Source organism: Actinosynnema pretiosum (assembly GCF_024171695.1).
GTDB lineage: Bacteria > Actinomycetota > Actinomycetes > Mycobacteriales > Pseudonocardiaceae > Actinosynnema > Actinosynnema pretiosum.
This window is the reverse complement of sequence record NZ_JAMTCF010000002.1, coordinates 636,374-658,352: the sequence shown is the minus strand read 5'-3', so window position 1 is coordinate 658,352 and position 21,979 is coordinate 636,374. Positions and strand designations below refer to the sequence as shown.

At 72.7% G+C, this 21,979-nt stretch carries 22 protein-coding genes; 9 read left to right on the top strand and 13 right to left on the bottom strand.

What is annotated here, in order from left to right; translation table 11 throughout:
• Window positions 1-42: 42 nt before the first annotated feature.
• Entirely contained in the window at window positions 43-705 is a 663-nt protein-coding gene (locus LV78_RS06295; RefSeq protein ID WP_015800362.1) for a potassium channel family protein, read from the top strand.
• Complete coding sequence (locus tag LV78_RS06290; RefSeq protein ID WP_015800361.1) at window positions 705-1,361, top strand: potassium channel family protein; 657 nt, start codon at window positions 705-707, stop codon at window positions 1,359-1,361. Before LV78_RS06295 ends, LV78_RS06290 begins: the two co-directional genes overlap by 1 nt.
• 109 nt (window positions 1,362-1,470) lie before the next feature.
• Here LV78_RS06290 and LV78_RS06285 read toward each other — a convergent pair whose 3' ends face one another.
• The gene (locus LV78_RS06285) at window positions 1,471-2,289 is read right to left on the bottom strand and encodes a DUF3159 domain-containing protein (RefSeq protein ID WP_253843747.1); all 819 of its coding nucleotides are present in this window, start codon (window positions 2,287-2,289) and stop codon (window positions 1,471-1,473) included.
• The gene (locus LV78_RS06280) at window positions 2,286-2,663 is read right to left on the bottom strand and encodes an OB-fold nucleic acid binding domain-containing protein (RefSeq protein WP_253843746.1); all 378 of its coding nucleotides are present in this window, start codon (window positions 2,661-2,663) and stop codon (window positions 2,286-2,288) included. Before LV78_RS06280 ends, LV78_RS06285 begins: the two co-directional genes overlap by 4 nt.
• A gap of 112 nt (window positions 2,664-2,775) precedes the next feature.
• Here LV78_RS06280 and LV78_RS06275 point away from each other — a divergent pair, with 112 nt between their 5' ends.
• Window positions 2,776-3,567, top strand: a complete 792-nt coding sequence (locus LV78_RS06275; protein WP_253843745.1) for an alpha/beta fold hydrolase — start codon at window positions 2,776-2,778, stop codon at window positions 3,565-3,567.
• 137 nt (window positions 3,568-3,704) lie between these two features.
• On the opposite strand, the gene LV78_RS06270 is transcribed toward LV78_RS06275, so the two are convergent.
• Both LV78_RS06270 and dut read right to left on the bottom strand, forming a co-directional pair.
• On the bottom strand, window positions 3,705-4,328 hold the full coding sequence (locus LV78_RS06270; RefSeq protein ID WP_253843744.1) for a DUF3710 domain-containing protein: 624 nt from the start codon (window positions 4,326-4,328) through the stop codon (window positions 3,705-3,707).
• 4 nt (window positions 4,329-4,332) lie between these two features.
• The gene (gene dut / locus LV78_RS06265) at window positions 4,333-4,800 is read right to left on the bottom strand and encodes a dUTP diphosphatase (protein WP_096492116.1); all 468 of its coding nucleotides are present in this window, start codon (window positions 4,798-4,800) and stop codon (window positions 4,333-4,335) included.
• A 24-nt stretch (window positions 4,801-4,824) separates the two neighbouring features.
• On the opposite strand from dut, the gene LV78_RS06260 reads away from it, so the two are divergent.
• Window positions 4,825-5,373 carry a DUF3093 domain-containing protein gene (locus LV78_RS06260; protein WP_308208678.1) on the top strand — a complete coding sequence of 183 codons (549 nt, stop codon included), beginning with the start codon at window positions 4,825-4,827 and terminating at the stop codon, window positions 5,371-5,373.
• A gap of 528 nt (window positions 5,374-5,901) precedes the next feature.
• On the opposite strand, the gene LV78_RS06255 is transcribed toward LV78_RS06260, so the two are convergent.
• Complete coding sequence (locus LV78_RS06255; protein ID WP_015800354.1) at window positions 5,902-6,201, bottom strand: DUF4193 domain-containing protein; 300 nt, start codon at window positions 6,199-6,201, stop codon at window positions 5,902-5,904.
• Window positions 6,202-6,619: 418 nt separating this feature from the next.
• Here LV78_RS06255 and cei point away from each other — a divergent pair, with 418 nt between their 5' ends.
• The gene (gene cei / locus LV78_RS06250; RefSeq protein WP_301305850.1) at window positions 6,620-7,327 is read left to right on the top strand and encodes an envelope integrity protein Cei; all 708 of its coding nucleotides are present in this window, start codon (window positions 6,620-6,622) and stop codon (window positions 7,325-7,327) included.
• A 539-nt stretch (window positions 7,328-7,866) separates the two neighbouring features.
• On the opposite strand, the gene LV78_RS06245 is transcribed toward cei, so the two are convergent.
• Window positions 7,867-8,667: an inositol monophosphatase family protein gene (locus tag LV78_RS06245; protein WP_253843742.1), complete on the bottom strand. Its 801-nt coding sequence runs from the start codon at window positions 8,665-8,667 to the stop codon at window positions 7,867-7,869.
• Window positions 8,668-8,761: 94 nt separating this feature from the next.
• On the opposite strand from LV78_RS06245, the gene ppgK reads away from it, so the two are divergent.
• Window positions 8,762-9,523, top strand: a complete 762-nt coding sequence (ppgK, locus tag LV78_RS06240; RefSeq protein WP_301305849.1) for a polyphosphate--glucose phosphotransferase — start codon at window positions 8,762-8,764, stop codon at window positions 9,521-9,523.
• A 208-nt stretch (window positions 9,524-9,731) separates the two neighbouring features.
• Window positions 9,732-11,039 (top strand): RNA polymerase sigma factor, encoded by a 1,308-nt coding sequence (locus LV78_RS06235; protein ID WP_253843740.1) that lies wholly within the window; start codon window positions 9,732-9,734, stop codon window positions 11,037-11,039.
• Between the two features lie 97 nt (window positions 11,040-11,136).
• Here the strand turns inward: LV78_RS06235 and LV78_RS06230 are convergent, their stop codons facing one another.
• Window positions 11,137-11,694: a DUF4232 domain-containing protein gene (locus LV78_RS06230; RefSeq protein ID WP_253843739.1), complete on the bottom strand. Its 558-nt coding sequence runs from the start codon at window positions 11,692-11,694 to the stop codon at window positions 11,137-11,139.
• A gap of 528 nt (window positions 11,695-12,222) precedes the next feature.
• On the opposite strand from LV78_RS06230, the gene LV78_RS06225 reads away from it, so the two are divergent.
• A complete protein-coding gene (locus LV78_RS06225) occupies window positions 12,223-12,402 on the top strand; it encodes a DUF7455 domain-containing protein (RefSeq protein WP_015800348.1) in 180 nt (59 codons plus the stop codon).
• A gap of 553 nt (window positions 12,403-12,955) precedes the next feature.
• On the opposite strand, the gene LV78_RS06220 is transcribed toward LV78_RS06225, so the two are convergent.
• The 5 genes from LV78_RS06220 to LV78_RS06200 form a co-directional block, all read right to left on the bottom strand.
• The gene (locus tag LV78_RS06220) at window positions 12,956-14,128 is read right to left on the bottom strand and encodes an ROK family protein (protein ID WP_253843738.1); all 1,173 of its coding nucleotides are present in this window, start codon (window positions 14,126-14,128) and stop codon (window positions 12,956-12,958) included.
• A gap of 1 nt (window position 14,129) precedes the next feature.
• On the bottom strand, window positions 14,130-15,554 hold the full coding sequence (locus LV78_RS06215; RefSeq protein WP_253843737.1) for a sugar ABC transporter permease: 1,425 nt from the start codon (window positions 15,552-15,554) through the stop codon (window positions 14,130-14,132).
• A 65-nt stretch (window positions 15,555-15,619) separates the two neighbouring features.
• A complete protein-coding gene (locus tag LV78_RS06210) occupies window positions 15,620-16,393 on the bottom strand; it encodes an ATP-binding cassette domain-containing protein (protein WP_253843736.1) in 774 nt (257 codons plus the stop codon).
• Window positions 16,394-16,488: 95 nt separating this feature from the next.
• Complete coding sequence (locus tag LV78_RS06205; protein ID WP_253843735.1) at window positions 16,489-17,625, bottom strand: sugar ABC transporter substrate-binding protein; 1,137 nt, start codon at window positions 17,623-17,625, stop codon at window positions 16,489-16,491.
• A gap of 812 nt (window positions 17,626-18,437) precedes the next feature.
• Entirely contained in the window at window positions 18,438-20,156 is a 1,719-nt protein-coding gene (locus LV78_RS06200) for a DEAD/DEAH box helicase (protein WP_253843734.1), read from the bottom strand.
• Between the two features lie 185 nt (window positions 20,157-20,341).
• Here LV78_RS06200 and LV78_RS06195 point away from each other — a divergent pair, with 185 nt between their 5' ends.
• Window positions 20,342-21,610, top strand: a complete 1,269-nt coding sequence (locus LV78_RS06195) for a YihY/virulence factor BrkB family protein (protein ID WP_253843733.1) — start codon at window positions 20,342-20,344, stop codon at window positions 21,608-21,610.
• A 95-nt stretch (window positions 21,611-21,705) separates the two neighbouring features.
• Here the strand turns inward: LV78_RS06195 and LV78_RS06190 are convergent, their stop codons facing one another.
• Window positions 21,706-21,951 carry a DUF3039 domain-containing protein gene (locus tag LV78_RS06190; protein WP_015800341.1) on the bottom strand — a complete coding sequence of 82 codons (246 nt, stop codon included), beginning with the start codon at window positions 21,949-21,951 and terminating at the stop codon, window positions 21,706-21,708.
• Between the last annotated feature and the right edge of the window lie 28 nt (window positions 21,952-21,979).

Here is a 21,979-nt window from a genome sequence, read left to right as displayed (position 1 = left end):
TCGTGGGTAGGTTCTGCCGGAAGGCGTCGCTCAGGAGGCAACGTGCACGTGGTGATCATGGGATGCGGCCGGGTCGGCTCCTCCCTGGCCAAGGCGCTGGAGCGCCTCGACCACCAGGTCTCGGTGATCGACAAGGACGCGCAGTCCTTCCGCAGGCTCGGCCCGGACTTCCACGGCCAGCAGGTGGTCGGCAACGGCTTCGACCGGGCCGTGCTGGTGGAGGCGGGCATCGAGCGGGCTGGCGCCTTCGCCGCCGTGTCCAGCGGCGACAACTCCAACATCATCTCCGCGCGGGTCGCGCGCGAGACGTTCGGCGTCGAGGCCGTCGTGGCCCGGATCTACGACGAGCGGCGCGCGGCCGTGTACGAGCGGTTGGGCATCCCGACCGTGGCGACGGTGCCGTGGAGCACCGACCGGTTCCTGCGGATGCTGCTGCCGGAGGGGGCGTCCACGGCGTGGCGCGACCCGTCCGGGACGGTCGCGGTGCTGCCGCTGGACCCGCACGAGGACTGGGTGGGCCACCCGGTCAGCGAGTTCGAGGCGGTGACGGGCTGCCGGGTGGCGTTCGTCATGCGGTTCGGCACCGGCGTGCTGCCGGGGCCGAGGACGCTGCTCCAGGCCGACGACGTGGTGTACGTGGCCGCGCTGTCCGGCACCATCACCGACGTCGCCTCGGCCGCGGCGCAGGCCCCGGAGGAGGGCTGATGAGGATCGCCATCGCAGGCGCGGGCGCCGTGGGGCGCTCCATCGCGCAGGAGCTGGTCGCGGACGGGCACCAGGTGATGCTCATCGAGCGGGACCGGGCGCACTTCGAGCCGCACACCGTCGAGCAGGCCGAGTGGGTGCAGGCCGACGCGTGCGAGCTGTCCTCGCTGGAGGACGCCGGGTTGCAGCTGTGCGACGTGGTCATCGCGGCCACCGGGGACGACAAGGTCAACCTGGTGGTGTCGCTGCTGGCGAAGACCGAGTTCGCGGTGCGGCGGGTCGTGGCGCGGATCAACGTGCCCAGCAACGAGTGGCTGTTCACCAAGGCGTGGGGGGTGGACGTGGCGGTGTCGACGCCGCGCATCCTGTCCGCGCTGGTGGAGGAGGCGGTCACGGTCGGGGACGTGGTGCGGCTGGTGACGCTCCAGCAGGGGCAGGCGAACCTGGTGGAGATCACGCTCACCGAGGACACGCCGCTGGCCGGGACGCCGGTGCGGGACCTGGCGCTGCCCAGGGACGCGGCGCTGGTGACGATCCTGCGCGGCGGGCGGGTGATCGTGCCGACCCCGGACGACGCGCTGGAGGGCGGGGACGAGCTGCTGTTCGTGGCGGCGCAGGACGTGGAGCGGGAGATCAGGACGGCGCTCGGGTACTGAGGGGCCGCGGACGTGCGAGGGGCCCGGAACCGGTGGTTCCGGGCCCCTCGGGTCTTTCCGGCGGGTCTTTCCGGCTGCTCTGCCCGGCTGCGAGGCCGGTGCGGCGCGGCTAGCGCTGGCCGGGTGTGCCGGAGCGGTTGGGCGCCTCGGCATCGGCCGGGTCGCCCGCGACCTCGGTCCGGGGCTCGGGCGCCGCCTGCCCCGCCGGGTCGCCGTAGCGGGCGCGCAGGCGCTCCTCCTCGGCCGCTTCCTCGGCCTCGGCGCTCTCCTGGAGGGCGGCCAGGCGCTTGTCGGAGCGGCGGACCGCCCAGACCGTCGTGGCCACGGCGACCGCCATCAGCGGGTAGCCCATCGCGATGCGGGCGAAGGCCAGCCAGCCCACCGAGTCCCCGTCGTAGAGCCAGCGCTGCACCGCGAAGCGGGACAGGAACACCAGCGCCCACACCAGGGTGGCGATGTCGTAGTCGCGGATCGACGCCTTGTCCTCGCGCCACGCGCGGCCCTTCCCGTTGAGGAAGGACCAGACGACGCCCGCCAGCGGCCAGCGCAGCGCGATGGACAGCAGGAACGCGCCGCCGTAGACCAGGCTCTGCCAGATGCCGAACAGGAAGAAGCCCTTGGCGGAGCCGGTGCGGTAGGCGATGAACGCCGCCAGGCCCACGCCGAACACGGCGGAGATCGCGGGCTGGATCGAGCCCTTGCGCTTGGCCAGCACGACGCCGATCACGAGCGCGGCGCCGAGGGCGCTCCAGATGGCGGGCACCAGGCCCGCGAAGGAGTTCACCAGGACGAAGACGACGACCGGGAGCGCGGAGCAGGCCAGGCCGACGACCCCGCCCATCTGCTCCAGCATGGTCGGCTGCGCCTCGGGCTGCTCCGGCTGCTCGGGGTGGTTGTCGGGGTGGTCGGACTTGTTCGCTCGGGTCATGAAGCCGTCTGCAACTCGTAGTAGGGGTTGTAGAGGACCTTGCGGCCGTTCCGGACCGCGATGCGGCCCTTGGCCTTGATCGTGCGGCCCGGCTCGATGCCCGCGATGCGGCGGCGGCCGAGCCAGACCAGCGTCACGCCCTCGGTGCCGTCGTACAGCTCGGCCTCCAGCGTCGCGGCGGCGTCGCGCGGGCACAGCTCGACGCTGCGCAGCCTGCCCATCACCGTCACCTGCTCGCCGGACTTGCAGTCGCACGCGCGGACCGCGCCGACCTCCGCGGCTTTTCGCGAGAGGTCGTCGGCGTCGAGCTCGCTGACGTCGGTGGTGAGCCGACGTACGAGGCGACGCCAGTAACCGCCCCCGGAACTAGCCATCCCCGACTCCTGGGTGCTGTGGGTGCGGGGCCTCGACGCCGAGGCCCCATCTGCTCGTCAGGGTAACCGTGCGCACCCGTTCGGGTATCCGACCGGGGGAGGATGTGGGGTCGTGAACAACACAACCGTCCTGATGGTGCCGGGGACCGCCTCGGACGAGGTCTTCGTGCGCTCGGTGTTCGCCGGACCGGTGGGTCGGGCGGGTGGGGAGCTGGTGGCCGCGACGAGCGTGACGGTGGCCGAGCACTTCGCGCTGCTGGATGCCCGACCTGGGCGTTTCGTCGTGGGCGGGGTGTCGCTGGGGGCGCACGTGGCGGTGCGGTGGGCGGCGCGGAACCCGGAGCGGTGCCTGGGGCTGCTGCTGGCGCTGCCCGCGTGGACCGGGGACCCGGAGGGCGCGCCCGCCGCGCTGTCGGCGCTGGCGAGCGCGGCGGCGGTGGAGGCCGGGCGGGCTGCGGCGGGGCGGGCTCGGGCGGGGAGGTCCGGGGCGGGAGGGGCCGAGGCGGGAGGGACCGGGGCCGGTGGCGCGGTGGACGCGGGCGTCGAGGGCGCGCTGCGCGGGGTGACCGGCTGGCTGGGCGAGGAGCTGCGGCGGGCCTGGACCCGGCACGGCGACCGGCTGGTCCCGGTGCTGCGCGCGGCGGCGGCCTCGGCCGGGCCGACCCTGGCGGAGCTGGCCGGGGTGCGGGCGCCGGTGGGGATCGCGGCGTGCGCCGACGACCCGGTGCACCCGCTGGAGGTGGCGGAGCTGTGGGGGCGGACCGCGCCGGGCGCGGTGGTGCGGCGGATCGGCTTGGCCGACCTCGGGCGCGACCGGGAGAGCCTGGGCGCGGCGGCGGTGGCGGCGTGGGCCGAGTCCGCAGCCGTAGCCGGGGCCGGATTCGTGGACCGAACGCCGAGCTGAGCGCCACCGGCCGCCCGCAGGGACACCGCACCGGGAACGGGTGCTGCCAACAGTTGGCAGTTAACTGTTGGCAGCACCCTCGGACAGCTGGGCCCCCGAGCAGCTCGGCCCGAGCTCCGCGCCGCCCGCGCTCGCGCCTACTGCTCCTGCTGCTGCGCGGCGATGTGCCGGGCGATCGCCTCCGGCAGCTCGACCGGCAGCGGGGTGCGGACGGGCATCGGCTGGGTGCCGCGCACGACCACCGTGTAGCGGAGCAGGTCGCGCAGCGCCATCAGGGCCTGCTCGGCCTGCTCCTCCGAGGGGGCCGCCGCGACGCCGCGCAGCATCCACCTCGGGCCGTCCACGCCGACGAACCGCAGGTGCACCTCGGGCGAGCGGGCGGTGATCTCCTCGCCCCACTCGCCGTTGAGCCGGTTGATGCGGAAGTTGTCGCCCTTGAGCTGGGTGATCAGCTCGCCGCTCACCTCCGGCCACAGCCGCTCGGTCTTCGGGGCCGCGAAGGCGCTCACGGTCAGCTGCCCCACCGGGGTCAGCAGGTGCACCGCCCTGACCGCGCCCGTCGGGTCCATCTCGACCTGCAGCTGCACGCCGTCCGGCACGGGCAGCAGGACCGAGCCGAGGTCCAGCCGGTTGATCCCGTCCTCCGGCGCCTGCGTGGAGTCGAACGGGCCGGTGGCGGCCTCGTCCTCCTCCATCAGCAGGTCGTCCTCGCCACCCCGGTTCGTGGAGTGCCGACCGCGCTTGCGGCGCCGTCCGAACATCGCCTCACCCCTTAGTCCGGGCGAGCACCGAGTGCCCGCCAGTAGAGCCGTAGCCGCCGTCGCCGCGCTCGGACTCCGGCAGCTCGTCGACTTCGCGGAACACCGCGTGCTCCACCTTCTGCACCACCAGCTGGGCGATCCGGTCGCCCCGGCTCAGCACCACCGGTTCGCGCAGGTCGTGGTTGACGAGGCAGACCTTGATCTCGCCCCGGTACCCCGCGTCGATCGTCCCCGGCGTGTTCACCACGCTCAGCCCCACCCTGGCGGCCAGCCCCGACCTCGGGTGCACGAAGCCCGCGTAGCCCTGCGGCAGCGCGATGGCGACGCCGGTGCCGACCACGGCGCGCTCGCCGGGTTCGATCACCACGTCGGACGTGGTGACCAGGTCGGCGCCCGCGTCACCCGGCCGGGCGTAGGACGGGGGCGGGACTGAGGGATCGAGCCGGGACAACAGGACCTCGACGCTGGGCACGGCGCGCGAGACTACCCTGACCGCGTGAGCGAGAGTGCTGTGACCGCCCCGACCACCTTCCGCGAGCGCCTGTTCATCCCCTGGTGGGGGTGGCTGCTGCCGCTCGCCGCCGCGTCCCTGCTCGCCGCCGAGGTGCACATGGGCTTCCCCGGCGTCCGGTCCTGGTTGCCCTACGTGATCGTGCTGCCGCTGACGCTGGCGCTGATCGTCCGGATGGGCTGGACCCGCGTCGAGGTGTCCGGCGGGGAGCTGCGGGTCGGCTCCGCGCACGTGCCGGTGCGGCTGCTCGGCGAGGTCGAGGTGGTCGACGCCAAGGCCAAGCGCAGGGTGATGGGCCCCGAGCTGGACCCGATGGCGTTCGTGCTGCACCGGGGCTGGGTGCCCACGATGGTGCGGGTGCGGCTGGACGACCCGGAGGACCCGACGCCGTACTGGGTGTTCAGCACCCGGTCGCCGGAGAAGCTGGTCGAGGCGCTGCGCGCGGAGGCCGCTGCGAGGGCGGGGACGGCTGAGGCTGCGGCTGCGGCTGCGGCTGCGGCGAAAGCACCCGCCGAGGACGACGCCAAGGCGTGAGCGGCCGATCGGCGGCTGCGGAATGCGCGGTCGGGCCCGGCGGAAATCCCGAATGGTGGAATTTCGGACGGCTCAGGCGGTTGTCGATCACCTCGTCCGCCCGTCGAACGGCTTGGTTTCGATCCACTAACGATCGGCGAGCTGAACCGGAGTTGTCCGCATTCGTGCGGAAAGCGGCGTTCCCGAACCGGCGGGCGGGCGCGGGCGGCGAGTCCGGGCCAACTTCACCGGTTACCCCGAATGATTCCGTTTACACCCGCTTCCGGGTGACGGGTCGCGAAGACGGGTGATTAGCCGTCGATTCCCGCGCTCCGGCTCCCCGGACGGGTGACAAGAACCCCGGCGCCCGCGCGGGAGAACTCGGTCGGCCCGGCGGAGAAGTCGCCCCGCCGCGTCCGGAGAACGGCTCGCGACCGTTCGGCGGAACCGTCACCGGAACGCACCCCGGAACGCCGAACGCCGCCCCGGATGGTTCCGAAGCGGCGTTGCGGTGGGGTCGTCCCGGTGAGGGGGCCTGCGCCCGGTCGCTCAGGCGCAGTCCCGGCAGATGTACTGGCCGTTCTCCTCCTCGGCCAGCCTGCTGCGGTGGTGCACGAGGAAGCACTTCGAGCAGGTGAACTCGTCAGCCTGCTTCGGAAGGATCTTGAACGTGAGCTCCTCGCCGGACAGGTCGGCGCCGGGCAGCTCGAAGTTCTCGGCCGTCGCGTCCTCATCGATGTCGACGACCCCGGACTGCGTTTCATTGCGCCGCGCCTTCAGCTCCTCGAGGGAGTCCTCAGCGAGTTCGTCCGCCTCGCTGCGACGCGGAGCGTCGTAGTCGGTCGCCATCTTCTTTCACCCCTGCGGTCAACGGAGACTGTGTCGCGCGCTGGTTAACGCACCAGCGCTCCTGTTTGTGCCCCCGCCACGGGTGACGGAGGTCTCTACGCCCGCACACCGGGCGACAAGCCCCCTCCACACGTCGGTCGGACGGGTGTCCGGCGATGCGCGGAGCGCGCAGAGGGTAGCTCACTGATCAGGCTCGCGTGCACCGGGTTCCCCCTAATTGAGCAGAAGGGTGACGGTCCCTTCTCTCCCAGGCCCGATAGGCTGGTCCGCGAGTGGCGCCGATCCCGGTGCGGACGGGTGTCGTCACTCGGTTGGGCGACCACTGCCCGCCACAGGGTGATTGCCCGTCGTCACTGGTATTCCCGGAACGCGGGAAGCCGTAGCTGGGCATAGCCTGATCAGGAGGAGTACTGCGCCAATGGGGAGGTCGGCGGACGTGGAACCCGCGAGCGGATCGGTGAGCGGCGGGTCAGCGCGCTACCGGCGGCGGAGGCCGGTGCCTGCGCTGATCCTGCTCTTGGTGCTTGTGGTGTCTTCGGTTGTCGTGTGGGTGAAGGTCCTCGGCGAGGCCGAGGACATGGACGCGGCCATCAAGTGCAACGCTCCCGGCGGGGTCGCCCCCGGCCAGGAGCAGGTGCTGGGAACGGCGCTGGGGCACGACGCGCTCGATCGAACGGACCTGGCTCCGGTGGGCGAGATCCACTTCCGGGCGTTCAACGCGAGCACGCAGCGCAACCAGGCCAAGTTCGTGGCCACCTCCCTCACGGAGATGGGCGCCCAGCAGGCCGCCGAGCCCGGCAACGACCCGGTCTACCCCGCGCAGGACATGGCCTGCCGGGGACAGATCCGGTTCGGGGCGCCGGGCGCGGAGGCGGCACGGACGCTCAGCGTCATGGAGCCGTGCATGGAGCTGGTCCGCGACGACCGGCAGGACGCCACGGTGGACATCGCGGTGGGCAAGAAGTTCACCGAGGTGAAGCCGAACAACGAGGCGCGGAAGGTGCTGGACCAGCTGGCGGCCTGGGCCGAGCAGCAGCCGGAGCAGCAGGGCGGCCAGGCCGCCGAGCCCTCCTCGCCTCAGTTGGACGCCGACCACCTGGCGGCAGCGCGCGAAGTGCACTGCTAGCACCCGGAGAAGATCCGAGCGAGCAACGGCTGTGCCGCCCACCGGTTCCGGTGGGCGGCACAGCCGTTTTCGTGGGGCCTCCGGGGTGGGTGCCCCTGGGCGGGTCACGACAGGTGGGCGGACCGGCGGGCGGGTCCCCAGTGAGGGTCCCCGACGGGTAGGCGGACCGGTGGGTGGGCGGACCGGCGGGTGGGTCCCCGGCGGATAGGCAGACCAGCGGGCAGGTCCCGGTGGCGGGGTCCCGGCGGGTAGGCAGACCGATAGGCGGACCGGCCGGCGGGCTGGCGGGCGGGCGGGCCCGCTGCGAGTTCGGGGAGTCTCAGAACGCGCCAGAGCTGTTGGTGGACCGTGCGGGTGGACCGGGGTGGGTCGTGGGCCGCGGACGGCGGTGGGGGCGCGTGGGGGCCCGCAGGAGTGCGGGTGACGTGCGCGAGCCGCCGGGTCGGGAGGTGACGCGCGGCCGTCGAGCGGCTTCGAGCCCCGGAGCGCGGTCCGGCGAGCCGCCGACCGGTGGCGGCCCACCCCGCCGGACCCGCCCGTCAGACCTCCCCGAACCCCGCCTCGACCAGCGCCGTCCGCAGGGCGTCCGCGATCGACGGGGCCGCCGCGAAGGTCGCGTCCGCGCCCAGCTCCGGGGCCTCGCCCGGCAGCAGCACCACGGCGCCCGCCTCGCGGGCCAGCAGCGCGCCGCCCGCCCAGTCCCACCGGCCGAGCGAGTGCTCGGCGTACGCGTCCAGCCTGCCCGCCGCCACCGCGCACAGGTCCAGCGACGCCGCCCCGGCCCGCCGGATGTCGCGCAGCACCTCGGACAGCGCCGCCCAGGTCTGCGCCTGCCGCCGCCTGCGCTCCGCGCGGTACGCGAACCCGTAGCCCAGCAGGGTCACGTCCAGGCGCTCGGGCGCGGAGACCCGCAGCGGGGCGCCGTCCAGGAACGCTCCCCCGCCGCGCGAGGCCGTCCAGACCCGGCCGGTCGCGGGCTCGACCACCGCCGCCGCGACCGACTCGCCGTCCTCCTGCGCCGCGACCGACACCGCGTAGTGGGGGATGCCGTAGAGGTAGTTGACGGTGCCGTCGATCGGGTCCACGACCCACGTGAGGCCGTCGAGCGCGGCCTCGCCGCCCTCCTCCTCGCCGATCACCGGCTCGCCGGGGCGAAGTTCACCCAGACGGGCGCGGACCAGACGCTCGGAGGCGCGGTCCGCCGCGGTGACCACGTCGGTGATCGTGGACTTGGTGTCCACCAGGGACACCGCCTGGTCCCTGCTGGTGCGAACGAGCTCACCCGCTTCGGTGGCCACCCGCACCGCGACGTCGACCAGGGACCGGTGATCGAAAGGCACGTGCTCCTCCTGCGTCACTCCAACGGGACTATCGGACGTGGCCAGGCTAGTGTCTTCGGCCACGGCATCTGAATCGAGTAGGAAGGCCACGGGGATGGTCATGACCCGCGGGTTCGGCGTGGACATCGGCGGCTCGGGCATCAAGGGCGGTCTGGTGGACCTGGAGATGGGCGCGCTGGACGGTGAGCGGCTGCGCATCGCCACGCCGCAGCCGTCCACGCCGGACGCGGTAGCCGACGTGGTCGCGGAGATCGTGGAGAAGTTCGGCTGGGACGGCCCGGTCGGCATCACCCTCCCGTGCGTGGTCAAGCGCGGTGTCGCGCTGTCCGCGGCCAACGTCGACAAGGGCTGGATCGACACCGACGCGCAGGCGCTGTTCGCGCGCAGGCTGGGTCGGGCGGCCGACCAGGTGGTGGTGCTCAACGACGCGGACGCGGCGGGCGTCGCCGAGATGGAGTTCGGCGCCGGGAAGGGCAAGGACGGCCTGGTCGTGCTGCTGACCTTCGGCACCGGCATCGGCAGCGCCGTGTTCCTCGACGGCGAGCTCGTCCCCAACACCGAGTTCGGCCACCTGGAGGTGGACGGGCACGACGCGGAGAAGCGCGCGGCGGCCTCGGTGAAGGAGGACAAGGGCCTGTCCTGGGCCGAGTGGACGCCGAGGGTCTCCCGGTACGTCAACGTGCTGGAGAACCTGATCTGGCCGGACCTGGTCATCGCTGGCGGCGGGGTGAGCAAGAAGGCGGAGAAGTGGCTCCCGCTGCTGGAGGTCCGCACCCCGGTCGTGGCCGCCGCGCTGAAGAACGACGCGGGCATCGTCGGGGCCGCGGTGGCCGCCACCAGGGGCTTCCAGCACTGATCACCTGCAGTTCTCGTCGAGTTCCGCACCTCGGGATCGCGTGCCCGAGCGGCTTCGTTGAGGCCGGGGCGCAACGGCACGCGCTTTCCGTCGTTACAATGGAACGGCGCCCCTCCCGGCCTCAGACCGGCGGGCGCTCCCCCATACTCCGGCGGCCGAGGATCGCGCGCCTCGGCCTGCCTTGATCGACAGTCGTGAAAGGGCGTACGTGGCAGCCGCGAAGACGACTCAGGCAGCGAAGGCCGATGCCGAGGAGACGCCCAAGGCCACCTCGGCGAGGAAGGCTCCGGTGAGGAAGCCGGCAGCGAAGACCGCCGCGGCGGGCAAGACGACAGCACGCGCGCCGCGCAAGACTGCCGCCAAGGCCGCCGCGGGTTCCCCCAAGGCGAAGAAGGCCGGCGAGGGCGACGAGCCCGAGGACATGGAAGGCGCCCCTGGCGACGAGGACCTCGTGGAGGACGTCGAGCTGATCGACGAGCCCGTCGAGGAGGAGCCCGCCGAGGAGGAGAACGCCAAGCCCGGCGAGGGCGACTTCGTCTGGGACGAGGAGGAGTCGGAGGCGCTGCGGCAGGCCCGCAAGGACGCCGAGCTCACCGCCTCGGCCGACTCGGTCCGCGCCTACCTCAAGCAGATCGGCAAGGTCGCGCTCCTCAACGCGGAGGAGGAGGTCGAGCTCGCCAAGCGCATCGAGGCGGGCCTCTACGCCGCCGAGCGGCTGCGCCGGGCCGAGGACGAGAGCGAGAAGCTCACCCCGCAGATGCGGCGCGACCTGCGCTGGATCGTCCGCGACGGCGAGCGCGCCAAGAACCACCTGCTGGAGGCCAACCTCCGCCTGGTGGTGTCGCTGGCCAAGCGCTACACCGGTCGCGGCATGGCGTTCCTGGACCTGATCCAGGAGGGCAACCTGGGTCTGATCCGCGCGGTCGAGAAGTTCGACTACACCAAGGGCTACAAGTTCTCCACGTACGCCACGTGGTGGATCCGCCAGGCGATCACCCGCGCGATGGCCGACCAGGCCCGCACCATCCGCATCCCGGTGCACATGGTCGAGGTCATCAACAAGCTCGGCCGCATCCAGCGCGAGCTGCTCCAGGACCTGGGCCGCGAGCCCACGCCGGAGGAGCTGGCGAAGGAAATGGACATCACGCCCGAGAAGGTGCTGGAGATCCAGCAGTACGCGCGTGAGCCCATCTCGCTGGACCAGACGATCGGCGACGAGGGCGACAGCCAGCTCGGCGACTTCATCGAGGACTCCGAGGCCGTGGTGGCCGTGGACGCGGTGTCGTTCACGCTGCTCCAGGACCAGCTCCAGTCCGTGCTGGCGACGCTGTCCGAGCGCGAGGCGGGCGTGGTCCGGCTGCGCTTCGGCCTGACCGACGGCCAGCCGCGCACCCTGGACGAGATCGGCCAGGTCTACGGGGTCACCCGCGAGCGGATCCGGCAGATCGAGTCGAAGACGATGTCCAAGCTGCGCCACCCGTCGCGCTCGCAGGTGCTGCGCGACTACCTGGACTAGGAAGCGGCGCCGGGCGGTCCCCGTCGGACCGGCCGACCCGCTGCGGGGAGGGCCCGCACCCACCGGGGTGCGGGCCCTCCGGCATTCGCGGGAGCGGTCAGCCGACCTCGTCGCCGATCGGGGCGACGGTCACCGGGCCGGTGACGGGGGCGGGCCAGTCGTGCGTGGTGAAGCCGCCGAGGCCGCCGGGCAGGGTGAAGCCGACCTTGGCGGCGGGCTGGCCGTCCTCCCGCTTCGGGGCCGACAGGTAGACCACCTTCGGGACCCCGCCGGTCAGCACGACCCGCTCGGGGTCGCCGCTCGGGGCCGGGGTGACCTCGACGGGCAGGGCGTTGCCGTCCGCGTCGAAGAACTCCAGGTCCTCCGGCGCGCCCCGCAGGGCGCAGGTGACGCCCTCGTTGGGCGTGAACCGGAGGACGAACAGGGTCTCGTCGGCGACCGGCGCCGGTCGTTCGGCGGTGGTGACGGTGAGCTGCTCCGGGGCGCAGGCGTCGTCGGGCGGCGTGCTCGTCCCGCGCGGCCGGGTGCTGTCCACCGGGGAGGCCGCGCTGCCGGGACCGTCCGGTAAGTCCGGGGTCTCGGGGCTCCCCCCGGTTCCGCAGGCCGACAGGACGATGGCGGCCACGACGGGCGCGATCAGGTGCGCTGGGCGCATGTCTCCCCTTCCGAGCGGTGTGCTTCCACGGTGGTCACCCGGTTTCCCGCAGTGACGGGGATCAGTCCCCCGAAGGAAAAGAGACCTGAGTCACACCTCGGTTCCGCTCCGATCCGCGCGGAGCTGCCGATGGTGCGGGAGACGCTTTCGGCCCGGATCGTGGGCTCTGCGGGGTGTGTTCGCTCTAGGCGGACGTGTGTGCGACCCATCACACGGTCAGCCCCGCAGAAACCTCCTTCCGGAGCAGTGCTGGGCCTCCCGGCCCCGTTGCGGCTGGTCCAGGCGTGGCGACCTGACAGCGGAAAGTGATCGCAGGGGTGCCGAACCGGTGGCGACGCGGGTTCGAACACCGGATGGCGCGGGTAAGAGTGGGAGTGACGCGGGTCGCCACGGCCCAGGGAACACTGACTTACGCCCGTGCGTCTGCAAGAGTGGAAGCAAGCGAACACCGCGCGCCAGCCAGGTGCGAGTTGGTCGCAGCTAGGTGTGAGGCACCGATCCCCGGTGCCGGGACGGAGGGAGATTTCCATGACTACTACGCTCACCCGCCCCGCGTTGACCGCTGCCGACCGCTGCGACCGCTGCGGGGCCGCTGCCCAGGTTCGCGCCGTGCTCCCCTCCGGGGGCGAGCTGCTGTTCTGCGGGCACCACGCCCGCGAGCACAGCACGAAGCTGCGCGAGCTCGCTGCCGAGCTGCAGCAGGGCTGATCCGGTGGGCCGCCGAACAGGCGGCCCGAACACCCAAGCCGTCCGGGGCGGGGTTCGACGCGGTGGGAAAGCCGCGCTGGTCCCCGCTCCCCTGCATCCGGAGGACCGCCGTCCTCCGGGCAGCAGGGCCCATTCGGGCGGTGCAGGGGTCCCGGAGCGGGAGAACGCGGAAACAGGTCCCGAACACCGATCCGCTGCCACGGCGCGGAGAGCGGTGCGGGACGGCGAGGGCGCGGCCGGACGTGGCCGCGTCGCCGGTGGACGCGCGGAACGGGCGACTCGCCCGAGCGCGTGGACTGGAAGTCCTTGGGGCGTCAGCGGAACACCGCGCTCGGAGGACGACAACGTTTGCGGCACCGGCGGATCGTGGTGCGCGAGGACCGGAAGCGTTTGCGGCACCGGAAATCCGACACCGCGAAGTCCGGTGCGGGGAAGTCCACCACGGCGAAGTCCGGTGCGGGAGATCCGACACCGCGTGGTCCGACACCGCGTGGTCCGGCGCGGGGAAGTCCGGCGCCGGGAAGTCCGAACAGGACCCGCGCGCGGACCGCGCTCAGACCAGGCCGAGCACCGGCTCGAACGCCAGTTCCGCCGCGCCGATCAGCTTCGCGTCGCGCCCCAGCGGTGAGCTGGTGATCCTGGTGCCGCCGATGGCCCGGCTGACCAGGCTGCGCTCGCGCACCACCGCCCGCACCCGGTCGACGACCGCGTCCGGCAGCACGGCGAGCAGGTCGCCCAGCACCACCAGTTCCGGTCCGAACATGTTGACCACCGTGACCAGCCCGAGCGCGAGCCACTCGGTGAACTCGCCGAGCCGGTGCTCCACGGAGGACGGGTCGTCGGCCAGCGACCGCAGCTCGGCGACCACCGCCCCGCGCGGCGCGTCCTCGGGCAGGGCCAGCGCGCGGCACAGCGCGGACTCGCCGACCTCGGTCTCCCAGCAGCCCCGGCACCCGCAGTAGCAGGTGCGCCCGTCGGGCCGGACCAGCATGTGCCCCAGCTCGCCGACGTACCCGCCCGCGCCGCGCAGCGGGTGCCCGGACGAGATCACCCCGCCGCCGACGCCCACGTCGGCGGAGATGTAGACGACGTCCGAGGCCCCGCGCGCCGCGCCCCGCAGGTGCTCGGCCAGCGCGCCCAGCTCGGCGTCGTTGCCGACCTGGACGGGCGCCTTCAGCACCGCCTCCAGGCGCTTGCCCAGCTCCACCTCGGTCCAGTGCAGGTTGGGCGCCTCGTGCACGAGCCCGTCCGAGCGCCGCACCACGCCGGGCACCGAGACGCCGACCGCGACCGGGACCACGTCCAGCTCGTCGGCCAGCAGCTTCGCCGAGTCGGCGACGTGCGTGATGACCTCGGCGGGCTGGCGGGAGCGGTGGTGCAGGTTCCACGAGTCGCGGCCGAGGATGTCGCCGCCGAGGCCGATGACGCCCATCGCGACCTGCTCGACCCGCACGTCCACCGCGAGCACCACGGCGGCGGTGGGCTGCGGCAGCACCAGCAGCGACGGCCGCCCCGCGCCGGAGCGCTGCGCGGGCACCCGCTCGGCGACCACACCGGACTCGGCGAGGCCGTCCACCAGGGCCTTGATGGTGCTGCGGTTGAGCCCGAGCTCAGCCGCCAGCTCGGCCCTGGTGGACGGTCCGTCGACGTGCAGCCTGCGCAGCAGCGCGGTGCGGTTGTGCCTGCGGACCTCGTCCGGCCGGGCACCCGCGGTGGGTGTGGTCACGTCAGCGCGGGGACGCCGCCGCCCGGCGCCGGGACAGCGCGTCGACGCTCGCGGCGAGCAGCAGGACCAGTCCGGTCACGATGAACACCACGGCCGCGGGCTGCTTGAGCAGGCCCATGCCGTTGGTGATGGTGGCGAGCACGGCGCCGCCGATGACCGCGTCCCGCAGGCGGCCCTTGCCGCCGAACAGGGAGGTACCGCCGATGACCGCCGCACCGACCGACAGTAGCAACGTGTTGCCGCCGCCCGCGTTCGGGTCGACCGACCCGACCTTGGACGAGTAGACGATCGCGCCGATCGCCGCCGCGCTGGAGGCGATGACGAACACGCTCATCCGGATCTGCGGCACGTTGATGCCCGCGCGCCTGGCCGCTTCCTGGTTGCCGCCCACCGCGTACACGTGCCTGCCGTAGCGGGTGCGGTCGAGCACGAACGTGCCGATCACCAGCAGCACCAGCACGATCGGCACCACGTACGGCACGCCCTGGATGACGACCAGGTCGCTGACCGAGCGGTTGAGGGTGAGCGCGTAGGTCGCGACGGCGCCGAGCACGACGACCAGCCCGACCCTGACCAGCACCAGCGGGGTGGGCCCTGCGACGAGTCCCCTGCGCAGCCGGGAGAAGTGCCTGCCCAGCACCACGGCGGAGAAGCCGCCCGCCGCGAGCACGAACAGCACCCAGCTGCCGGTGGTGTCGAGGTTGCCGTTGGCCACCTTGAACAGCACGTCGTCGTTGAGGCCGAGCGTGCCGCCCTGCCCGATGAACTGGAGGATCACGCCGCCCCAGGCCAGGAACAGCGCCAGGGTCACCACGAACGACGGGATGCCGACGCGGGCGACCAGGAACCCGGTGATGCAGCCGATGGCCGCGCCGACGCAGACCGCGAGCAGCATCTCCACCCACGGGTTGGCGGGCACGCCGATCGCGGCGATCGCCAGCGCGACGGCGGACAGCGCCGCGCCCGCCCAGATCCGCATGACGGCGGCGAGCACGACGGCGAGCGCGAGCAGGCCGCAGAACACGTAGAACACCGTGTCCCCCATGCCGCCCATGAGGTTGCCGCCCTTGACCAGGTGCAGCGCCATGACCGAGGCGGTGACGCCGGACGCGGTGCCCGCGGACAGGTCGATCTCGCCCAGCAGCAGCACGAACACCAGGCCCATGGCGATGATCGTGACGCCCGCGCCCTGCGCGAGCAGGTTCGCGATGTTGCCCAGGGTCAGGAAGGAGTCGGACAGCGAGCTGAAGACGATCAGCAGCACGACCAGTCCGAGCAGGGCGGGCAGCGAGCCGAGCTCACCGCCGCGCAGCCGGGCGAAGTAGTCGCGCACGGCCTCCCCGGTGGACCGGGAGGTGGTGTCGATGCCGAAGTCGGAGATGGCGCCGCCGTCCGGGGACGCCTTCTCCGCGGTGGTGTTGGTCATGCTCGGGTCCTCACGCGGCCGGGTAACGGGGTCCGCCGCTTCGGGGCGGTCGGGGTGGCTGGCCATCAGATGGTCGCGCTCTCGGCTCGGGCGATGCCCAGGTCGCCGGAGCGGCCCGCGGTGATCAGCTCGACCACCTGGCCGTGCGTGACGTCCTTGGTGCTCACCTCGGCGGCCATCCGCCCCAGGTAGAGGCAGGCGATGCGGTCGGCGACCTCGAAGACGTCGTTCATGTTGTGGCTGATCAGCACCACGCCGAGGCCCTGCTCGGCGAGCCTGCGGACCAGGTCGAGCACCTGCCGGGTCTGCGCGACGCCGAGCGCGGCGGTCGGCTCGTCCAGCAGCACGACCTTGCTGTCCCACAGCACCGCCTTGGCGATGGCGACGGTCTGCCGCTGCCCGCCGGACAGCGAGGAGACCTGGGTGCGCACGGACTTCACGGTGCGCACGGACAGCGAGGTGAGGGTCTTGCGCGCGGCCTGCTCCATGTCGGCCTCGTCGAGCGTGCCGAACTTCCCGCGCTCGCGGCCGAGGAACATGTTCTGGACGATGTCCAGGTTGTCGCACAGCGCGAGGTCCTGGTAGACGACCTCGATGCCGAGGGCCGCCGCGTCGCGCGGGCCGGTGACGGTGACCGGCTCGCCCTTGAACAGCAGGTCGCCGGAGTCGGTGGGGTGGATGCCTGCGATGCACTTGACCAGGGTCGACTTGCCCGCGCCGTTGTCGCCGACGAGCGCGGTGACCTCACCCGCGCGAACGGTGAAGTCGATGTCGTGGAGCACGTGCACGGGTCCGAAGCTCTTGTTGACGCCGCGCAGTTCGAGAATCGGCTCGCTCACTGCTTGAGTCCTCACGGTGCTGGCCCGCCACGGGCGGGACGTCCCCCGATCCGGGGACGTCCCGCCTTCGGCGCGCGTGGGCTTGCTGGGTCGGGCTACTTGATGCCGAGCTCGGCGCAGATCGCGGTGGTGTCGGCGACGCAGATCTCCGAGGCCTTGACGAAGCCCGCGTCGACCACGGTCTTCACCTTGTCCTTGGTGATCAGCTGGGCGGTGAGCAGGACCGACTTGACGTCGCGGTTGCCCTTGGGGTCGTTCACCGTGCCGGAGGCGAGCTTGTCGGCGGCGGCGGTGTCGCCCTTGGCGAGCGCGGCGGCGAGCTTGGCGGTGGCCTCCGCCTCCTCGTCGATCGGCTTGAAGACGGTCATGTACTGGTCGCCGCGCAGCACGGCCTGCAGGCCCTCGGGGGTGGCGTCCTGGCCGGTGACCGGGACCTTGCCGTTGAGGCCGAACTTCTTCAGCACGGTGATGACCGCGCCCGCGAGCCCGTCGTTGGCGGCCACGACGCCGTCGACCTTCTGGCCGTTGGCGGTGAGGATCTGCTCGAAGGTGGTGCCGCCCTTCTGGTTGTCCCAGTCGTCGATGGGCTGGGACTGCACCAGCTTCAGGTCGCCAGAGGCGTACTTCGGCTTGAGCACGTTCTGCTGGCCGTTGTAGAAGAGCGTGGCGTTGTTGTCGGTGGGCGCGCCCTCGATCTCGATGACCTCGGCGCCCTTCTTGCCGGGGGCGAGCGCGTTCAGGCCCGCGACCAGGCCCTCGCCCTGCAGCTCGCCGACCTTGACGTTGTCGAAGGACACGTAGTACTTCGAGCTGCCGCCGAGGTTGAGGCGGTCGTAGTCGATGACCTGGATGCCCTGCGCCTCGGCCTTCTTGGCCACGGTCGCGCCGATCTCGCTGTTGGGCGTGGCGATGATCAGGACCTTGACGCCCGAGTTGATCATGCCGTCGGCGAGGGTGGAGAACTTCTGCACGTCGCCCTGGGCGTTCTGGATGTCGGGGTCGAGGCCCTCGGCCTTGAGCGCCTTCTCCAGGAGGGGCTTGTCGAAGCCCTCCCAGCGGGCGGAGGACTTCGTCTCCGGGAGGATGACGCCGACCTTCTCGCCGCCCGATCCGCTGGCCGAGCTGGTGTCCGAGGTCGTGCTGCCACCCGAGGAGGTGTTGGCGCCGCACGCCGTCATGGCCACGGCGAGACCCGTGCCAACGGCGATGAGGGCGAGGCTCTTGGTCCGCATCCGCCATCCCTTTCACTGCGCTGTGTCTGCCGGCGGGCAGAAAATGTTGTGGCGCACAACGTATGTCCGGAAGGCCGGTGACCGGAAGCACACTAGATCGGTCAAGGGACACGAAGAGCTAACGGAGGTGTAACCGAACGGACATGACGTTACGCCGAATGCAGTAGTAAACCACCAGGCGTGATGAACAGCGACCGGTGCGGTCGCATCGACACGAACGGCCCAGCGGTCGGGTGAAGATCCGGATCCGGGGTGTGGCGGGGGCGCCGGAGGGGCGCGCGGACGGAGCACCGGGCGACGCGAACGGGGCGGCGCGGTGGGGGTGGGGAGGGGGCGCGCGGGAGGGGCGCGGCCCGGTTCGGGAGGGATTCGCGCCCGGATCAGGGGCCGGAAAGCCCGAACGGGCGGGCGGCGGGAGCACGGGGGTGCGGCGCCGGGGATGGCGGGCGCGGGCGGCAGGCGGGAGCGCGCGTGCGACGGGAGCACGGGGGCTGCGGGGCGCTGCGGGCTGCGGGGCGCTGCGGGCTGCGGGCTGCGGGCTGCGGGCTGCGGGCTGCGGGCTGCGGGCGGAAGCCTGCGGGGCGCGGCGGGCTTCGGGGGGACTCACGGGCGCCGGTGGGCGGGCGACAGCGGGGCGGACGCCCGGCGCGGGCTCGGCGGCGGACGCCGGCGGTCGGCGTCCCCGGCCCGCGCACCGGCGGGTTGGCGACTCCCCCAGCCGGCCTCCAACCGGTTCGCGCCCAGCCGGGCCGCCTCCTCGGCGCCCTGGCCGGTCGGCCCCCGACCGGTCGACGCCCCCGGCCGCTCGGCGCCTACCAGGAGCGCAGCGTCGCGATGCGCTCTTCGAGCTGCTCGATCGACGCCATCGCGGTCGGCGGGCCGCCGCAGTACTCGCGCAGCTGGTTGTGGATCTTGCCGTGCGGCTTCTTCGTGCGGTGGTGGTGCATCGCGACCAGCGAGTTCAGCTCCTTGCGCAGCGCCGCCAGCTGCTCCTGCACGCCCGCGGGCCTGGTCACCGGGGGTGCGACGGGGGCGGGCGCGTCGGCCTTGCGCTTGCTGGCCTCCACCAGCTGCTTCTCCTGCCGCTGACGCAGCAGGGCGCGCACCTGGTCCGGCGCGAGCAGGCCGGGCAGGCCCAGGTACTCCTGCTCCTCCTCGCTGCCCACGTGCGCCGCCGTGCCGAACGACGAGCCGTCGTAGATCACCTGGTCCAGCTCGGCCGAGGCGCCCAGGACGGTGAACGCGCGGTCCTCCTCGCCCTCCTCGTCCTTGGTCTGGTTGGCCTGGGCGAGCAGCTCGTCGTCCCAGCCGTCCTTCTCCCGGTGCGGCTTGCCGAGGATGTGGTCGCGCTGCTGCTCCAGCTCGCTGGCCAGCCCCAGCAGCACCGGCACGCTCGGCAGGAACACGCTGGCCGTCTCGCCCTTCGCGCGCGAGCGCACGAACCGGCCGATGGCCTGCGCGAAGTACAGCGGCGTCGACGCGCTGGTGGCGTACACGCCCACGGCGAGCCGGGGCACGTCCACGCCCTCGGACACCATCCGGACCGCGATCATCCAGCGCTCGGTGGTGGCCGCGAACTCGGCGATGCGGCCCGACGCCTTGGGGTCGTCCGAGAGCACCAGGGTCGCGTCGTGGCCGGTCACCCGCTTGAGGATCTCCGCGTACGCCTTCGCCACGGTCTGGTCGGTGGCGATGACCAGGCCGCCCGCGTCCGGGATGCCGTTCGCGCGCAGCTGGGTGAGCCGCTTGTCTGCGGCCAGCAGCACCGACGGCATCCACTCGCCGGTCGGGTCGAGCGCGGTGCGCCAGGCGCGCGCGGTCTGCTCCTGGGTGAGCGGCTCGCCGAGGCGCGCCACGAACTCCTCGCCCGCGCTGGTGCGCCAGTGCGCCTCGCCCGAGTAGGCCAGGAAGATCACCGGCCGGACCACGCCGTCGCGCAGGGCGTCGGCGTAGCCGTAGGCGTGGTCGGAGCGGCTGCGCTGGGTGCCGTCGGCCGCGTGCTCGTAGGAGATGAACGGGATCGGCGAGTCGTCGCTGCGGAACGGCGTCCCGGTCAGCGACAGCCTGCGGGTCGCCGGGGTGAACGCCTCGCGGATCGCGTCGCCCCACGACTTGGCGTCACCGCCGTGGTGCACCTCGTCGAGCAGCACGAGCGTCTTGCGGTTCTCGGTGCGCACCCGGTGCAGCGTGGGGTGCGCGGCCACCTGCGCGTAGGTGACCGCCACGCCGTGGTAGTCCCTGGAGGTGACCGCGTTCGTGTTGCGGAAGTTCGAGTCGATGGCGATGCCCGCCTCGGCGGCGGACTTCGCCCACTGGTGCTTGAGGTGCTCGGTCGGCGCGACGATCGTCACGGCCTCGATCGTGCGGTCGGCCAGCAGCTCGGCGGCGACCCGCAGCCCGAACGTGGTCTTGCCCGCGCCGGGCGTGGCGACCGCGAGGAAGTCCTTCGGCCCCGAGGCGAGGTACTTGGTCAGCGCGCGGCGCTGCCACGCCCGCAGCGGTCGGGTCGACGCGACCTGGGGTGCGGACAACCTCGGACCTCTTCTCAGTGCAGGGGCGGACGGGCGCGCTCGGGGCGACCTGCGGCGAGCGGCGACATGCGAATGCCCTCGGTGCGGGCGACCGTCGAGGGCCCCGACAGCGTACCCAATCCCGACGCGCGGTTCAGGGAACGATGCCGCGAAAACACCCCTCATGCTCCATGCTTGATCCCGAGATGGGTTCGCCTACTGGGCAGGATGACCGCAGCGCGCCGGAACGGCGCCCACTGCGGCTGGTCGCGCGCACGATCACCAAGGCGTGGGAGGGCAACATCTTCTCGGAGGCCGCCGAGGCGGCCTTCTGGCAGGTGCTGTCGTTCCCCCCGCTGCTGCTGGGTCTGCTCGGCAGCATCGGCTACGTCGGGGAGTGGTTCGGTCCCGAGGTGGTCCAAGCGGTGCGCGACAAGATCGTCTCCACCTGCCGGACGATCTTCAGCGGTGACGTCGTCAACGGCGTGATCACCCCCACGGTCGATCAGATCCTGACCGTCGGCAAGGGCGAGATCGTGTCCGTCGGCTTCCTGATATCCCTGTGGGCCGGGTCGTCGGCGATGGCGTCCTTCGTGGACGCGGTCACCGTCGCGCACGGTCAGTACGGGGTCCGCCACGAGGTGTGGCAGCGCATCTTCGCGCTGCTGCTGTACGTGGTCAGCCTGGTGCTGCTGATCATCGGGCTGCCGGTGCTGGCGCTCGGTCCCGACGTGCTGCCCCGCCTGCTGCCCGACCGGTGGCAGGCCGTGGCCGAGTCGTGGCTGAGCGCGTTCTACTACCCGGTGATCGGCGTGCTGCTCGTGCTGGCGCTCGCGACGCTGTACAAGCTCGCGCTGCCCAGGAAGCTGCCGTGGCACCGGCTCGCGCCGGGCGCGGTGCTGGCGATGGTGGTGTTCATCCTCTCGTCGGTGGGCCTGCGGCTGTACATCCGGTGGATCACCACGACGGGCTACACGTACGGGGCGCTGGCGACGCCGATCGCGTTCCTGCTGTTCGTGTTCTTCATCGGGCTGGCGATCACGATCGGGGCGTACTTCAACAGCGCGATCCAGGAGATGTGGCCCGCGCGGATGACCCGGCGGCAGCGGCGGCGCTGGCGGCGGCTGGAGCTGGTGCGGGCGGCCGAGCGGATCATGAGCCGGGACGGCGGCGAGGCGTCCGACGACGCCGGGGAGCGGCGGGCGCGCGGCACGGCCAGGAAGGTCGCCGGGCGCGGCGGCAGCCGGGGCAAGGGCGCCGGTCAGGGCAAGGCGGGCGGTCAGGGCGGCCACGGCCACGGCGGCGGCAAGAGCGGCAAGGGCGTGCGGCGGCGGGTCGCGGGCCGGGGCGGCAAGCGCGGCGGTGCGGGGACCGGCTCCGGCGGCCTGAAGCAGGGCGGCGACCCCGGCGGCACGGGCAGCGGTCCCGGCGACAAGGGCGCGGCCGGGCGGACCGGTCAGCCGGAGAACGCCTGACCGGGGAGAACCCCGCCAGCACCCGGTCCGGGGACAGCACTGCCCCGGCGTCCCGCTTCGAGCGCGGGACGCCGGGGCAGCCCGGACGTCGGGGGCTACTCGCCGCCCATGGGCAGGCTCTCGTAGATCTTCTTGCAGTCCGGGCACACCGGGGAGCCGGGCTTCGGCGACTTCGTCACCGGGAAGACCTCGCCGCACAGCGCCACCACGTGCGTGCCCATGACCGCGCTCTCCGCGATCTTCTCCTTGCGCACGTAGTGGAACATCTTGGGCGTGTCGTCCCCGGTGGTGTCAGTGCCTTCCGGCCTGGTGTCCAGCTCAGGGAGGGTCTGCGTGCTCACAGCCTCACCTTACCTGGGATGATGGCCC